This is a genomic window from Mesotoga sp. H07.pep.5.3 (assembly GCF_002752615.1).
Classification (GTDB): domain Bacteria; phylum Thermotogota; class Thermotogae; order Petrotogales; family Kosmotogaceae; genus Mesotoga; species Mesotoga prima.
The window spans coordinates 96,084-111,604 of the sequence record NZ_AYTV01000012.1 but is presented as its reverse complement, the minus strand read 5'-3'; the positions used below and the strand labels follow the sequence as shown (position 1 = coordinate 111,604).

Annotated in this window: 14 protein-coding genes and 1 pseudogene; 8 read left to right on the top strand and 7 right to left on the bottom strand. The window is 44.0% G+C overall.

The window, feature by feature from the left end:
- Nucleotides 1–68 precede the first annotated feature (68 nt).
- From V513_RS04225 to V513_RS04215, 3 genes are read left to right on the top strand one after another with little or no spacing between them, the layout of a single operon-like run.
- Nucleotides 69–806, top strand: a complete 738-nt coding sequence (locus tag V513_RS04225) for an ATP-binding cassette domain-containing protein (protein WP_014730204.1) — start codon at nucleotides 69–71, stop codon at nucleotides 804–806.
- The gene (locus V513_RS04220) at nucleotides 799–1,755 is read left to right on the top strand and encodes a SufB/SufD family protein (protein WP_014730203.1); all 957 of its coding nucleotides are present in this window, start codon (nucleotides 799–801) and stop codon (nucleotides 1,753–1,755) included. Before V513_RS04225 ends, V513_RS04220 begins: the two co-directional genes overlap by 8 nt.
- Nucleotides 1,756–1,772: 17 nt before the next feature.
- Nucleotides 1,773–2,801, top strand: coding sequence for a M42 family metallopeptidase (locus V513_RS04215; protein WP_014730202.1), 1,029 nt, complete (start codon nucleotides 1,773–1,775; stop codon nucleotides 2,799–2,801).
- A gap of 25 nt (nucleotides 2,802–2,826) precedes the next feature.
- Here the strand turns inward: V513_RS04215 and V513_RS04210 are convergent, their stop codons facing one another.
- The 5 genes from V513_RS04210 to V513_RS04190 form a co-directional block, all read right to left on the bottom strand.
- The gene (locus tag V513_RS04210) at nucleotides 2,827–3,252 is read right to left on the bottom strand and encodes a hypothetical protein (protein ID WP_014730201.1); all 426 of its coding nucleotides are present in this window, start codon (nucleotides 3,250–3,252) and stop codon (nucleotides 2,827–2,829) included.
- A gap of 86 nt (nucleotides 3,253–3,338) precedes the next feature.
- On the bottom strand, nucleotides 3,339–3,893 hold the full coding sequence (locus V513_RS04205) for a multidrug transporter (RefSeq protein ID WP_099772279.1): 555 nt from the start codon (nucleotides 3,891–3,893) through the stop codon (nucleotides 3,339–3,341).
- A 2-nt stretch (nucleotides 3,894–3,895) separates the two neighbouring features.
- On the bottom strand, nucleotides 3,896–4,657 hold the full coding sequence (locus V513_RS04200; protein ID WP_099771836.1) for an ABC transporter ATP-binding protein: 762 nt from the start codon (nucleotides 4,655–4,657) through the stop codon (nucleotides 3,896–3,898).
- Complete coding sequence (gene dnaB, locus V513_RS04195; protein ID WP_180274832.1) at nucleotides 4,654–6,003, bottom strand: replicative DNA helicase; 1,350 nt, start codon at nucleotides 6,001–6,003, stop codon at nucleotides 4,654–4,656. The genes V513_RS04200 and dnaB overlap by 4 nt, the downstream gene beginning before the upstream one ends.
- 17 nt (nucleotides 6,004–6,020) lie before the next feature.
- Nucleotides 6,021–7,139: an alanyl-tRNA editing protein gene (locus tag V513_RS04190; protein ID WP_014730198.1), complete on the bottom strand. Its 1,119-nt coding sequence runs from the start codon at nucleotides 7,137–7,139 to the stop codon at nucleotides 6,021–6,023.
- 110 nt (nucleotides 7,140–7,249) lie between these two features.
- On the opposite strand from V513_RS04190, the gene V513_RS04185 reads away from it, so the two are divergent.
- The 5 genes from V513_RS04185 to V513_RS04165 all read left to right on the top strand — a co-directional run bounded on the left by V513_RS04185 (nucleotide 7,250) and on the right by V513_RS04165 (nucleotide 13,920).
- Nucleotides 7,250–8,287, top strand: coding sequence for an ABC transporter ATP-binding protein (locus V513_RS04185; RefSeq protein ID WP_099771834.1), 1,038 nt, complete (start codon nucleotides 7,250–7,252; stop codon nucleotides 8,285–8,287).
- Nucleotides 8,284–9,456 (top strand): ABC transporter ATP-binding protein, encoded by a 1,173-nt coding sequence (locus V513_RS04180; RefSeq protein WP_006491891.1) that lies wholly within the window; start codon nucleotides 8,284–8,286, stop codon nucleotides 9,454–9,456. Before V513_RS04185 ends, V513_RS04180 begins: the two co-directional genes overlap by 4 nt.
- Nucleotides 9,453–11,177: an ABC transporter substrate-binding protein gene (locus V513_RS04175; protein WP_006491889.1), complete on the top strand. Its 1,725-nt coding sequence runs from the start codon at nucleotides 9,453–9,455 to the stop codon at nucleotides 11,175–11,177. Before V513_RS04180 ends, V513_RS04175 begins: the two co-directional genes overlap by 4 nt.
- Nucleotides 11,178–11,276: 99 nt before the next feature.
- Nucleotides 11,277–12,248, top strand: coding sequence for an ABC transporter permease (locus V513_RS04170; protein ID WP_006491888.1), 972 nt, complete (start codon nucleotides 11,277–11,279; stop codon nucleotides 12,246–12,248).
- 10 nt (nucleotides 12,249–12,258) lie between these two features.
- Entirely contained in the window at nucleotides 12,259–13,920 is a 1,662-nt protein-coding gene (locus tag V513_RS04165) for an ABC transporter permease (RefSeq protein WP_099771833.1), read from the top strand.
- A 147-nt stretch (nucleotides 13,921–14,067) separates the two neighbouring features.
- Here V513_RS04165 and V513_RS14395 read toward each other — a convergent pair.
- Together V513_RS14395 and V513_RS04155 are read right to left on the bottom strand one after the other, a co-directional pair.
- Nucleotides 14,068–14,534, bottom strand: a pseudogene (locus V513_RS14395) (IS1634 family transposase); the annotation flags it as partial.
- A gap of 512 nt (nucleotides 14,535–15,046) precedes the next feature.
- Nucleotides 15,047–15,475 carry a hypothetical protein gene (locus V513_RS04155; protein ID WP_099771832.1) on the bottom strand — a complete coding sequence of 143 codons (429 nt, stop codon included), beginning with the start codon at nucleotides 15,473–15,475 and terminating at the stop codon, nucleotides 15,047–15,049.
- Between the last annotated feature and the right edge of the window lie 46 nt (nucleotides 15,476–15,521).

Here is a 15,521-nt window from a genome sequence, read left to right as displayed (position 1 = left end):
ATATTCAAGGCATTGCGGACTTTATTAATCGGACTTATGATAGTGGTAATCGTAATGGAGGTATGTGGATGCTAGAAGTTAAAGGAATAAAGTTGGTTCGAGATGAGCGAGAGATTCTAAACACCCTTACGGCCACCTTTGAATCGGGGCGTGTCTACGCGATACTCGGCAATAATGGTGTTGGAAAATCAACATTATCATATGTTCTAATGGGTCTTGAATCTCACAGAGACTACGAAGGAAATGTTGTCTTTGATGGAGAAGAGATAGATCTTCTTTCTGTATCTGAGAGAGCAAGGAAGGGTATTACTCTTGGCTGGCAGGAACCGGTTAGATTTCAAGGATTAACAGTAAAGGAGTATCTGACTTTGGGTGGAAAACTCAAGCTTTCAAAGGAAGAACTCAATGAGACCCTGTCAGTTGTAGGACTAAATAATGAATATCTGGATAGATTCGTCGATGAATCCCTTAGCGGCGGGGAGAGGAAGAGAGTAGAATTAGCCTCGATAATTCTCATTAGTCCAAAGGTAACAATTCTTGACGAACCGGATTCCGGTATAGATATTATGTCAATGGAAATGATAGAAAGAGTGCTGGAAAGACTCAGTGACAAAGGCTCAATAGTGATAATCATTACTCACAGAGAAGAAATCGCAAGGATGGCCGATGAGGCCTTCCTTCTTTGTGGAGGAAGAATTCTGGCTTCCGGAGAGCCTGAGGAAATAGTGAATTTCTACAGAAAGCTATGTGATAACTGTCAACACATAAATGAACCTATAACAGAAGGCGGACAGATAGATGATTAACTCAAACTTCGAAAGAGAATTCACCGCCATTGCCAAAGAGTACGAGAGAGCCGGTGGAAATGTTTCAGATTTCTTGAGAAAGGACATTGTGTCTATAATTGTAAGCGGTAATAAGGTTATTGGCAGAAACACGGTTGATGGAGTCCACGTAAGAGCAAAGGAACTAACCAACGGAGTGGAAATCTGGCTTGAAATTGATGGTGGAACGGTTATTGAAAACCCCATTCATCTCTGTACAGGTTATCTCAAACCAGAAGGTACCCAAGAGGTTCTTATTCATAACCGTCTTGGAGACCACACCAAGGCAAAATTCATATCGCACTGTGTTTTCCCCAGCGGTGTGAATTTTACTCATTCCATGATTGCAGATACCGATGTGGGGAATTACTCCGAAATGCTTTACGAAGACACTCACATGCACAGCAAAGACGGTGGAGTAACCGTGAAGGCAACCTACAATACGGTAGTTAGAGAAGGCGGGAGATTCCAGAATCTCTTTTATCTAACTAAGACCAGGGTAGGCAAGCTCTTCGTAAAGATGAATGTTGATCTTGAAAAAGACGCGTCGGCCCACATAGAATCCAAGGTTTACGAGAGAGATGACGATTATCTCGAAATAGACGAGCAGCTGTATCTTAACGGTGAAGGCTCTTCGGGAATAGCAAAGACCACGGTTTTTGCAACAGACAGGAGTAGGGCGAAGATCATCAATAAAGCTTATGGAAATGCGGCCTATTCAAAGGGACACATAGAATGCAACGAGATAATTAAAGGCGACTCTGTTGAGGTTGGAACAGTTCCCGAATTGTACGTGAGAAATGAAAAGGCCGAGCTTACCCACGAAGCCTCGATAGGGAGAGTAAATGTCAAGCAGATGGAGACCCTTATGTCCAAGGGACTGACTGAAGAAGAGGCAACCGATATGATTGTTAGAGGAATGCTCAGATAAAATCGGAGGGAGTCTTTGTGAACTACAGTGAATTGTATATAGTGAAAGAGCTTGTCGATCTTGTTAATATTCCCAGTCCATCTGGATTTACAGATTCAATCATCGGTTATCTCGACTCCGAGTTAAAAAGGCTTGGATTCAGTCCTCGAAGAACCAGAAAGGGAGCTCTTGTAGTTGAAATAGGTGGAAGGGGAAACCCAATAGTACTTGCCGCTCATGTCGATACGCTTGGAGCGATGGTGAAGTCTTTGAAGCCTAACGGACGCCTGGAAATAACGAACGTCGGTGGTTTCACAATGAACAGCATAGAAAATGAAAACTGCATCATACACTCAAAGACGGGAAAGACTTTCAGCGGGACTATTCAATCGATCTCACCTTCAGTTCATGTCTTCGAAAATGCCAGATCTCTTGAAAGAAAAATCGCAAACATGGAGATACGTGTCGACGAAGAACTCAAGAACGCCGAAGATCTACAGAAGCTGGGAATCGAGGCAGGTGATTTTGTCTCTTTCGATCCTAGAGCAACTGTGACAAAGAATGGCTTCGTGAAGTCAAGACACCTCGACGATAAAGCCAGTGTTGCCGTTCTGCTTGATTTTGCAAGAAGAGTTTCGGAAGGCAAGGTAACCTGTTCCAGGAAGACTTACCTATTCTTCTCAAATTACGAAGAAGTGGGTCACGGCGCATCGGCCGCAATGCCGGATGACAGCGAAGAAATCATCTCAGTCGATATGGGTGCCGTTGGCGATACTCTTAGAACCGACGAGTATGTCGTTTCAATATGTGCCAAAGATTCGGGAGGTCCTTATGATAGCACAGTTGTCAGAAGCCTTATTGAATCGGCAAAAAGAGTTGGCGCCGACTATTCTGTTGACATTTATCCATTCTACGGTTCAGACGTAGAAGCTTCTTTGAGAGCGGGATACGATGTTAGGTTCGGTCTTATTGGACCAGGAGTAGAAGCGTCTCACGGATATGAAAGGACACATTACAAAGCACTTGAAAACACTTTGAAGCTTATTGAGGGATATGTAGGAAACTGAGGCGCTATGCGCCTCAGTTCATCTTCTAAAACAGGAGCTTTCCCTTTTTTTGACCCTTTTCCTGGCCAAGCTGATTCACAAAACCCGCAGGAGCGACATCGATTACTCTGTTCTTTTCGGCTTCCATAGCTTCTTGTAGTTTTTTTCTGTAGGCATCCATTTTTTCTCTCAGTTCAGCTACATCACCCTGCAGCCATTCAAAGATGCTGTCTGTCAATCTTGAAGAAATCTCCTCAATCTCATCGCTTTCTTCCATCATACCGGCGTTCTTTGTGATTTCAAGCTCTTCACTAACTGCCTTCTCAACATCGTCTCTAGTAAGTTCCGGAACGACCGACTTAACCAAACGCATGGCGATATTTGTTCTCAGTCTTAAATCGTCTATAGTTGCCTCCAGATTATCTACTCTCGACATGATTGCTCCCAAAAACTGATCAAGTGATACTTGCATTTGTTTTCAACTCCCTTCAATGATTTCCCTTAGATTGTACTACGCATTAAGTTTTCTATAGTTAAGGCTTTGTTTGGGATCGTAATCTACGTATTCTTGTCTAATCTATGCCTCATTCTAAAAAGCCATATCGACAATACTGATACCATTAGGAAGCCGACGAGATCGCCTTCCGATATTCCGAAGATCCAAAAGGATGGGAGGAACTTACCACTGAAAAATGGAGCGGAGAGAAAATCGGGAAATAGCCATCCCGAGATAATTGAAGCGACGGTAATGAAAATGGCCAGGACATTCTCTCTTATCCTTCTGAGCTCTTTGAAGATAAGAAAGGAGACCGATGCAAGAGAAGTAACTAGACAAATGGTAGAAATGATCGCAAGAATCGAGTAAGCACCTGGACTACGCATTACGATTATCGCAACTATTAGAACCATTGTTAATGGTCTCTTCAGTACTCCCCTGACCATTTCCAGTAAACTGTCCTTCGAAACGATTTTATTCTCCAGCTCCGGTCTGTAAACAAGCAATCCAAGTACAATCGCAATTATCAACGCAGCACTTGAGAGAGAGGCGCTCCAAAAAAACATCGACACAGCCAGCATTCCTATTAGAGACTCCTGAACAAGAAGAAGTCGCATCTTCACGCTTCCCCTTCGAAACCTTCAATAGATAGCCCGGTTTCTCCGTCGCCCGTTATATCAAGGAAGAGTTCCTCTAGACTTGATTCAGCTCTTCCAAAACTCTCTTTCAAATCTGAAAGAGTACCTTCAGCGATCAGCCTTCCGCTATCGATTATCCCGATTCGATCACACATCTTTTCGGCCACTTCAAGAACGTGAGTAGTCATAAACACAGTTGTTCCATTATCGGCCATATTTCTGAGCAAGATTCTCAGCTTTCCCGCGCTCGAGGCGTCTAGACCAACTGTAGGTTCGTCAAGAAAGACCACTGATGGTTCTCTCATCAGAGCAATTGCAACCATCAGCTTCTGTTTCATTCCATGCGAATAATCACCTATGTATTTCCCAAGATAATCGATCTTGAAGGCTTCCGCCAGATCATTGAGCTTTTTAAGCGTTTCCTTCACTGGGAGCCGATAGACGTCAATAATGAATTTGACGAATTCCAGCCCCTTTAGATTCTCGTACATCTTTGGTTCATCAGGGACAACTGAAATCAACCTCTTGATCTCCATTAGGTCCTTTTGCATGTCAAGACCGTCGATAAATATCTCTCCCAGACTAGGAGAGATAATTCCTGTGAGCATCTTTATGGTAGTTGTCTTTCCCGCTCCGTTTGGTCCAAGAAAGCCATATATTTCACCGGAAGCAATGTTAAGATTCAATCTATCTACAGCTACGAGAGTCCCAAACTTTCTCGTAAGGTTTCGGGCTTCAATCATTTTTCAGCCTCAAAGGCTTTATCATAGAAAGTTGCGGTCTTTGGATGGAACATTAGTTCTACAGTACCGACTGGACCATTTCTCTGTTTCCCGATGATGACTTTTGTTACTTGTGGTGAATCACTGACCTCACTCTTGTCTTTGTAGTAGTCCTCTCTGTAAAGAAACATAACGGTATCGGCATCCTGTTCTATGGCTCCCGATTCACGAAGATCACTTAGACGCGGCATTTTATCTTCTCTTTGCTCCACTGCCCTTGAAAGCTGCGAAAGAGCAACAACAGTGATGTTCAATTCCCTTGCGAGGAGCTTCATAGATCTCGAAATCTCCGAGATTTCCTGCTGCCTGTTGTCCGATCTGCTTTTAGTATGCATTAGTTGAAGGTAATCGACAAATAGAACCTGAATGTTGTGTTCCATCTTTATCCGTCTTGCCTTGGCTCTCAAGGTTCTAGGATCAAGTGATGGCTCATCGTCAATGATTATTGGCGCGGTCTGGAGAGTACTGGCTCCATTTGTTAGCCTTTTCCACTCCTCGCTTCCGATATCTCCGGCGCGAAGCCGAGACAGCTCAAAATTCGTCACATTACACAACAACCGCTGTGCAAGCTGTTCTTTGGACATTTCTAGGCAAAAAACAGCTACCGGTAGCTGAAACTTCAGCGCCATGTTGCTTGCCAGGCTCAAAGCAAAGGCAGTTTTACCCATAGAAGGTCGAGATGCAACAATGACGAGATCGGATGGTCGAAATCCTGTAGTGACTTGGTCGAGTCTTCTGTACCCAGATGCTATTCCGGTAATTCTTCCTGTAAGGGCGTTTTCTTTCAACCTTTCCAGATTGTGAAACAGTTCATGCATTATCTTTCCAATGTGCTGATAGGTTTTGGATATCTGGGCTTCGGTGATTTGAAAAATAGCTTTCTCAGCGTTGTCCAGGATCTCGTCCGTGTCTTCTCCTTCGTATGCGTTTTCGACAATCGAACTTGCCGCCGCTATGAGCGATCGAAGTAATGACTTCTCCTTTACTGTCTTACCATAATAAAAGAAATTCGCAGAGGTTGGAACGACATCGGCTAGCTTTGCCAGCTCGACTTCACCCCCAACTTCCTCAAGGACTCCGCCGGTCCTCAGTCTTTCCGTCACCGAAACTATGTCTACAGGGCTTCCTTCATCGAAAAGCTTCTCCATCGTGGAAAAAATCAGCTGATTCTTTCGTGAGTAAAAATCCCTGCCTGTGAGGAGTTCCATGACATCCGGAACAACATCTGGATCTATCAAGATACTTCCAATTACCGCCTCTTCCGATTCAATGCTGTTTGGGGGTACTCTTGTCTTCAAATCGCTCACCAACTTCTTCTAGATAATCAATAGCTATTCTCAATCAGCTCCTTTATTGAGGCAAACTCACCGTCGAAAACAAATTGGCCTCTCTCTTTGCCGGATCCCCCCTTGACGTCGAACTCCTTTTTTATCCTGGTGAGAACCTCTCGGCAATCGTATCCTTTACAGAAAAGAAGGATTCTATCATCAGACTTTCCAATGATAAGATACTCCTCAAGTGTGACAAATCTTGGAATCGAAGCGAGTATACTCTCTTCATCCTCAAGAAAGATAACTCGTGACTTTGATCCGTTTATCTCTCTTGCAACATAACCCGCCAGTCTTTCAGAAAAGCTCCTGATTTTCGAATTGTCTTGTCTGATTTCATCAATTAGAGACGCAATTCTATCCGTCAGATCCAAATAACTGCACGTTAGTAAGAGGGAGGAATTTGTGATCAATTTATGTTTAGTGAAATAATCATTCAAAGCCCTTTTCCCTGCAACAAAATAGACTCTGGTGAGCGACCCTTTCACTTTCTCGTGTTTCAAAATCTTCAATAAACCAATCTGGCCAGTACGTTCCACATGAAGACCCGAGCAGGCACTTAGGTCTATCCCGTCTATTTCGACAAGTCTTATCTCTCTTTCGCTTTCAGTGATCTCTCTCTTGATCTCTTTTCTAAGATGGTATTTTTGGATTTCAGACCTATCGACAACAAATTTCCTTACCGCACGATCCTCACCGATAAAATTGTTGCAAAGCCTCTCTACATAATCGATCATATCATCCTTAAGAATTCCAAGTGAGAGATCAATAGTTGTGTACTCCTCGCCCATCTGAAATCCTACGGTTTCGGCATCCATTTCGCTTAGAAAGACAGCAGAAAGAAGGTGTTGAGCTGTGTGTTGCTGTGAGATATCTATTCTTCTTTCCTCATCGATCCTAATATCTACCATTTCGCCCTTATTCTTTTCAATCTTTCCATCGATTTCTAAGACAACCTCGTCTCCAATTTTCTTCACAGATTTTATTTTGAAAGAATCTACCTCTCCACGGTCTCCAAGTTGTCCCGCTTCACCATCAACAAAAACATTTCCGTAACATATTTTGATGTAGGTAGTACCTTCTACAAACCATATTTCCCTTACTGCTTCTAACATACACCGCCCCCGGCCACTTGATATTATGTGCAAATATATGTAATAATTATACAGTAGCATTCATTAACTCCGTGGGTGATAACGCGAAAAATGAATATGAGGTGATTTGGTTGCAGGAAAGGCCAATCCTTTCGGTAAAGAATCTGTCTACTCACTTCAACATGGCCGAGGGAGTTGTTAAGGCCGTTCAAGATGTGTCTTTCGATCTTCATAGGGACGATGTCTTGGGAATAGTTGGGGAGACTGGCTCGGGGAAAAGTGTTACAGTCAAGTCCATTGCTGGGATGACTGACAGTCCCGGTTTTATAGCCGGGGGTGAAATTCTATTTTTCACGGATGAGTTCAGCAAGAATGGAGAAAAGGAGTATATTGATCTGGTCAAGCTCCCTAAAGAAAGCTTTTCCAAGGTAAGGGGAAAACACATCGGAATGATTTTTCAAGACCCCATGACTTCTCTTGACCCGATGTACACAATTGGGAACCAGATGATAGAAACTATTGTCCATCACAAAAAGGTTACCGAAGAGGAAGCAAGGGAACGCTCAATAAGATTGCTTGAGCAAGTAGGAATTCCCAAACCTTCGGAGAGGATTAATGACTACCCCTTTCAGTTGTCCGGAGGCCAGCGTCAAAGAGTAGTAATAGCAATAGCGCTTTCGTGCGATCCAGAGATTCTGGTAGCCGACGAACCTTCAACTGCTCTGGATGTTACGGTCCAGGCTCAGATTCTTGAACTGATGAAGGACCTTCAAGAGCAGTTCAATAGTAGCATGATTTTTATCACGCACGATTTGGCGGTGATCGCCGAAATAGCTACTAAGATCAGTGTCATGTATGGAAGCTATCAAATGGAAATGGCAGATTCAATGGAGATTTTTGAAAATCCAATGAACCCCTACACTTTTGCTCTTCTTGAATGCATACCTAGACTTGATATAAAGCAAGATCAGCTTCTTCCGATTCCTGGCCAGCCGCCAATAATGCTTAATCCTCCAAACCTTTGTCCCTTCCTTCCAAGGTGTTCAAGGGCAACTGATCGGTGTTATAAGGAATTACCAAGGCTTGAACAACTTAAGGATAATCATTTTGTCAGGTGCTGGAACCCAATCACCAATAGAGTGTTGCTGGTCAAGGAGGCTCAAGAATGAAGCTTCTTGAAGTTAGAAATCTGAAGAAGTACTTTCCAATAAAACAAGGTTTCCTGGTTGAAAGAGTGGTTGGTTTCGTAAAGGCAGTTGATGACGTATCGTTTTCCGTCGATCGTGGCAAGACCATTGGTATCGTTGGAGAATCCGGCTGTGGCAAGACGACAATAGGGAAATCGATAGTCCGCCTGCTTGAAGTAACCGACGGAGAAATGCTCATTGACGAAGAAGACACAACTTTTTATTTCATGAAGAAGCGTCGTGCAAAGCAATACCTTAAGGCGAAATACTTTGATACTGCGAGATTCAACAATGGTGATAATTCAGAATTTGAACCATACGAGAAGAAGATGTACGATGTTTATAATAGAGCGAACAGAGATGCATCGAAGGCCATTGATTATCTCTTTGAAAAGGCAGATCAAAAGAAGAGACTCCTTAGGAGAAAGGCGCAGATAGTCTTTCAAGATCCAATGTCCTCTTTGAATCCAAGAATGACGGTAGGACAGATGCTCACCGAACCGCTTCTCTTTCACGAACTTGCAAAGGATCTTGATGAAGCCATCGAAAAGGTAAAGGAATTGCTCGTTCAGGTGGGCCTGAAACCATATCACGTCGATAGATATCCTCATCAGTTCAGTGGTGGCCAACGCCAAAGAATTGCCGTAGCAAGGGCGATAAGCGTCAACCCCGATCTAATTGTCCTCGATGAGCCGACTTCCGCATTAGACGTATCCGTTCAGGCACAGATTGTAAATCTGTTCCAGAAACTTCAGGAACAGCTTAACGCAGGTTATGTTTTCATTTCTCACAACCTTTCTTTAGTGAGGTTCATATCTCAAGAAGTATCTGTCATGTATCTCGGAAGGATCGTAGAGCAGGGTAATAGTGAGTCGATCTTTAAGAATCCGTTGCATCCCTATACCAAGGCTCTTCTTGCCGCCGCTCCTATACCAGATCCAAAGAAGAAACGAAATCGTAAAGACCTTGTCGGCGGACAGGTACCGAGTCCGATAAACAGACCTACGGGTTGTTTCTTCAATCCAAGATGCAAATACAGGATGGATATTTGTACTAAGGAGTATCCACCCATGGTCAGGGTGGATGAGAATCATTTTGTTGCGTGCCATCTTTATTCCACATCTCAAGAACAAGGAGGGGAAAGTAAATGAAGAAACTTTCAGTGCTTCTAGTGGTTCTCATTGCAGCAGGATTTCTTTTTGCCGCTACTGAGTACCACGTAGAAGAGACATGGAACGGCAAGCCCGGAGGCACTTTCTATTATTGGGGCTTGGGAGATCCAAAGACATTTAACTATGACTGGGCACAGGAAACCAGTTCAACCGATCCTCTTGGATTCATACTGGCAACTCTAATCGAATCCGATGAGGGCGGCATGCCTACACTTCCTGGCTTGGCCAAAAAATGGTGGTTCTCTGAAGACGGACTGACATTCTTCGTTCAGATCAGAGAAGGTCTCCAGTGGTCTGACGGTGAGCCTTTTACTATCGATGACGTCTACTGGACATTTGTCGATGTGTCTTTCATTCCCGAGAACACGGCAAACGGGAACGGCTCTTACCTAGACTCGAACGATCAGCTGCCAGTGGTTGAGATCGTCGATGACACAACGATTTCTTTCACATGGACTGTCCCTATGGTTACCGCATTGAGGCAGATTGGCTTCCGCCCGATAATGCCAAAGCACGTTCTCGAGGAAGTCGTTGCCAACGGGACTTACGCAGAATTCTGGACAATTGCAGACTTTGACAAACTTGTTGGAATGGGACCATTCGTAATAACAGACTATATCGAAGGTGTAAGAATAGTCTTCGAAAGAAACCCATATTACTGGAAAGTCGATGGCAACGGAGTTAAGCTGCCCTACTTCGACAAGCTAAATTATGAGCTTCTTGCAGACCAGAACACTTCTCTTCTTAGATTCGAAGCAGGCGAACTTGACCTTTACGGACCAACTGCTGAGCAGTTCCCAAGGCTAGCAGAAATGGCCGCAGAAAAGGGTTGGATAACGGGTGTTGGTGGCCCTGCTCTTGGATCCCAATTCGTGACCTTTAATTTCAACGCCACAGATCCGGTCAAGAGAGAATGGTTCAGAAACGACGGATTCAGAAGGGCCTTTGTATATGCAATGGACAGAGATGCCATCATTGAATCCCTATACAACGGACTCGGTTCTCCACTGTACGGACCCGTATCACCGTCCAGCGGCTTCTACAATCCCGAAATCGAGAAGTTCGCTTACAAGTATTCAATCACAAGGGCTAGACTTGAATTAAAGAGAGGCGGCTTCGACTGGCTCGCAGACGGCACCTGTGTCGACGCAAATGGAAACCCAGTTGAATTTGAACTTCTTACGAACGCTGGAAACGTTGTAAGAGAAGCGATTAGCAACATCATAGTAGATGGTGCTGCGAAGCTCGGAATCAAGGTCAATTTTAGACCCATTGACTTCAATACCGTTGTTTCAAGACTGACTGATGCAACCTATGAAGCTGTAGTAATCGGTTTAACCGGCAGTGTAGACCCCGGAACAGGTTGGAACGTTTACAGGCTCGATGGCGGTTTGCACTTCTGGAACTACCCTCCGGATTACAATCCTGATGACCACATAACGGAAGACATTTACGTTCTTCCGGACTGGGAGAAGAGAGTAGACGAGATCTACAGACTCCAGACGTCCGCAGTTGACGATCAGGACAGATATGATTTGTTTGCGGAGTTCCAGATGATTTTTGCAGAGTATCAGCCAGTGGTCTTTACAATGGCTCAGAATTTCCTTTATGTTTACAAGAACAACATAAGGATGCCGGTGGAAAAGCTTACACCTGCCACTGGTCTTCTTTACCAGCTTGAAGGTTGGTGGAAAGAGTAATTTAGCGCGTTTCATTAAGCGGGAGGGCTTTCCTCCCGCTTTTACTAATATTAGTCGAAATCATTCGCAAAACAGCTAAAGTATTGAGGAGGGAATGAGGTGCTGAAATATATAGTTAGAAGGCTGATTCTTGCAATTCCCGTCTTGCTTGGGGTCTCGATACTGGCCTTCATGATTATATCCGCTGCCCCTGGAGATTTTTTGGATGCATACAGATTGAACCCTTCCATTTCGAGGGAGCAAATCACCGTTCTCGAAAGTCAGTTTGGGCTTGATCAGAATGTATTTGTACAGTATTTCAAATGGTTGGGTAATGTTCTTACAGGTAATTTCGGGTACTCTTTCAGCTATAGAATTCCAGTTTTCGAACTGGTGTGGAGAAGACTTGGGGCAACTCTTTTGTTGAGCATCAGCACTCTGATTTTCACGTGGGGAATTGGTATTCCTCTGGGTATTTATTCTGCGCTTCATCAGTACTCTCCCAGCGATCAGGCCTTTTCCTTTCTTGCGTTTATTGGCATCTCAATTCCAAACTTCTTCTTTGCACTGCTGTGGCTTTTTATGGCGGCAAAAACCGGTTGGTTCCCAATAGGTGGGATAATATCTCAGAACTTCGGCGACATGAGTTTCTTTGGAAAGATTGGAGACTACCTTTGGCATGTTGCAGGTCCGATGGTCACTCTTGGCACATCCGGGTTGGCCGGTCTGATGAGACAGATGAGAGGTCAGCTTCTTGATCAACTCAGGCAGGATTATGTTCTCTTCGCAAGAGCAAAGGGAATGCCCGAGAAGAATGTCATATATAAACACGCATTAAGAAATGCAATAAATCCTATCGTTACTATGTTTGGATATGCACTTTCCGGCTTGCTTGGGGGGGCGGTCCTGACGGAGACGGTTTTTGGTTGGCCTGGAATGGGAAGACTTGTTATAGAAGCCTTAAACGCTCAGGATTTGTTTCTTGTTATGGCAACATTACTCCTTTCTGCTGTACTTCTGGTAATCGGCAATTTGCTTGCTGATCTGTTGCTCGCCTGGGTCGATCCCAGAATACGTTATAGGCTGAGCTGAGGGGTGTGAAATGAAGAAGAAAGATATTGTCGATAATAATACATTGCAGAGCACGGAGATCAGCAAAGAGGATCTCTTTGAAGTAAAATACATGAGCCGCTGGCAGCTCGTTTGGAGAGCCTTGAGAAAGCACAAGTTGGGTTTGCTTTCCCTCTGGATACTGATTATAATGTACCTAATTGCGTTATTCGCAGATTTCCTTGCGCCAAACAGCCCTTACGAGCAGACTCAGGGTCTATCGTTTGCCCCGCCATCTAAAGTTCACTGGACAGATGAAGAAGGGAAGCTCACCGCTCCTTACATTTATGCCTGGGTCATGGAACGGGATCCAGAAACATACAGAACGACTTTTGCTGAAGGTGTTTCCGTAGGAGCGCTGACAGCAATCGACAAGTCCACAGGCGAGGAAATCACATTTAGGAAGGGTGAGAACGGAGTAAAAGATATCTTTCTCACAATAAAGACCGAAAGATACGCTTTAGACGCAGATGGAAATCGAGCTAACATAGGGCAACCAGATTATTCCATTATCCAGAACATCAAACTGAATGAACTGGAGCTTTTCGAGAGGACACAGGTTAGCGAAACCACGAACAAAACTACAATAGACTCTTTGAGCCCTAGCAGGTTTAGAGAGCTTCAAAAAATTGGACCGCCTGTGAAGGTGGTGACTGAAAGGACACTTCACAGAGTCTTCGCTCAGAAAGAGGATGAAATTGACGATGTTGTTCTTGAAGCCATAAGTCTTTACAACGAAATAATCGATCTTGACGGAGGAGATGTGGAGCTTGCTCAAGAGTTTCTTGCCGAGCTTGAAATCTCTCCAACTCTTCTTGGGGTAATCGTTGAACCTGAAGTCAAGACTTACGAAACCGTGAAGTACCCTGTTAAATTTTTCGTGAAGTCTTGGGAATACAAGCTCTTCTGGTTGATCCCAACAGACATTCATCTTTTCGGTACCGACCAGCCTTCGAAGCTGCTTTTATTCGGAGCAGACAGATACGGAAGAGATGTCTATTCAAGAATTCTGGCAGGCTCAAGAATCTCCATGAGTATTGGTTTGCTTGCTATAATGATAACTTTTTCTCTTGGCCTATCAATTGGAGGTGCTGCCGGTTACTTTGGTGGAATTACTGACGAGATACTAATGAGAGTAACAGAAGTTTTGATGTCTATCCCGAGTTTCTACTTGCTAATCTCATTGCGGGCAATACTTCCCACCAGCATTCCATCGCATTTGACCTATCTGCTAATAGTGGTAATATTAAGCTTCATCGGCTGGCCTGGAATGGCAAGGGTCATTCGTGGAATGGTTCTAGGTCTAAAGGAGACGGAATTCGTCCAGGCTGCGGTAGCTATGGGCTATCCGTCTTCTCGTGTAATACTAAGGCATATTATTCCAAACACGGCAACCTACATTATTGTAGCCGCTACTCTGTCTATACCAGGCTATATACTGGGCGAGGCCGGGTTGAGCTTCCTGGGCCTAGGGATCACAGAGCCTTCTGCAAGCTGGGGGTTGATGCTTTCACAGGCGCAAAGCATTAAAGCAATGACTGAAGCTCCATGGCTTCTTATACCGGGTATCTTCATATTCATTGTGGTCATGGGATTCAACCTTCTAGGCGACGCCTTGAGAGATGCTCTTGACCCAAGATCTCTAGGGTACTAAACCTAAGAACCTAATAGATTGATTGTATACAGCGGGTCGGATGACCCGCTTTCTTTCTTTGGCTCAACTTTGACAGCAAGAAATCTGAAAACAGCTAAACATGGGGAAAAATGAAAAGAAAAACAGACGTACCACCACAGTGGTCTATTATGTAATCTCTTTAAGTAGATTTGGCGGTCTTATTTTGAGTGCTTTGAAAGCGTCGTAAGCATTGCCCATCGTCGTTTCAGTCCTTGCAAGAAAGCGTTTGTTTTCTACCGTTATCTCAACTGCCCTTATCTCTGTCAAGTCTTCGAGTATTTCTCCATAAGAGAAAGTACTTCCAATCTCTTTCAGCTTTCTGCATAAGGCAGTCTCCATTACAAGTGCAAGGAAACAGATCATTATGTGTCCCTTCACCCTCACATCTGTGTAATGCTATATGGGGCGAAGATCGAGTCCGCTCTTCAGTTCCCTGAAGGCCCTCTCTACTTTCCACAGTAGCTTGTGTGATTGAGCAACCTCTCTGTCGGTGAGTTTTGTGTTCGTTCTTAGAACGTATTTGCCATCGTATTTGACTTCCGAGGCCATCTTTTCCTGGTCTATCTTCACACATCTGTTTTCTGGATATTAAGATTTCGCTTTCTTTTTCTTCCAAAAAAACCCAGATGAGTCAGCATTTTGAGAGTAGACAACACTTACCTGTAGAAGGAATTCAAGCGTTTTTCTGTTTTTTGCTGAAGATTTGAACTTCGAAATGAGACCGCCGACATACCTAAAAAAGAGCTATCATAAGACCGACTGACGCTTCCTTCTCCCTTATGCAATATCTCTAAAACTCTTTTGCTTCAAGGCTCTAAAATCCTGCCTAACGTACCCTCAGGGGAAAACTTTCGGTTAAGTTGACTAGTCTTTCCCAAAACCGAACTTTTCGGGGATTCCTATGCAGAGGGAAACAAGCTAGCCAAAACTTTTGTATGTCTGAGCAGTGAAGTAGTTTCGACCGTACTATATATATTTGCTGGGATAGCTCCTAGCAACCAAAGATTGGGACCACGAAAGGTCTGACAAGGTCCATGATGCGCTAAACCTTCTTACTTGTTTCTCCTAACTAACTACAGCGAACAGCTGATCTCGTGAAAGCAGTCTATTTCTCTTCCTTTTCACCGGAGATCATTATCATTAATACTATCAGTGCAGCCATCGTGAACACGACTATTCCCGGCAACAAATAACCTATGATGGTAAACATCAAAGAAGAAGGTATATAATCTCTCAACGGAAGAAGCCACCAGGTAAACCCTCCCGCAAGGCTCTCCCTTATATAGAGTACTAGAGTAGCGGCAAGAAGAAGCTCTTCTAAAACCGGCAGTGCTATTCGCTTGACAAGAGAACAATACTGAAGGAAAAAACCCGTCACGAAAAGTGTAATGGGAAACAAGAAGTCCATGATGCCAATATCAATGCTCTTCCCTTCGAGCACTGAGTTTACAATCTGACCACCACCAAAGAGAAGAGCAATAACAACTGCAACAATCATAAGAAGATTACCGAGAAATATGTAAATACCCCTCATATGATCACCTCAAAAAAAACCGGCCCATGTTGGGCCGGCATTTACT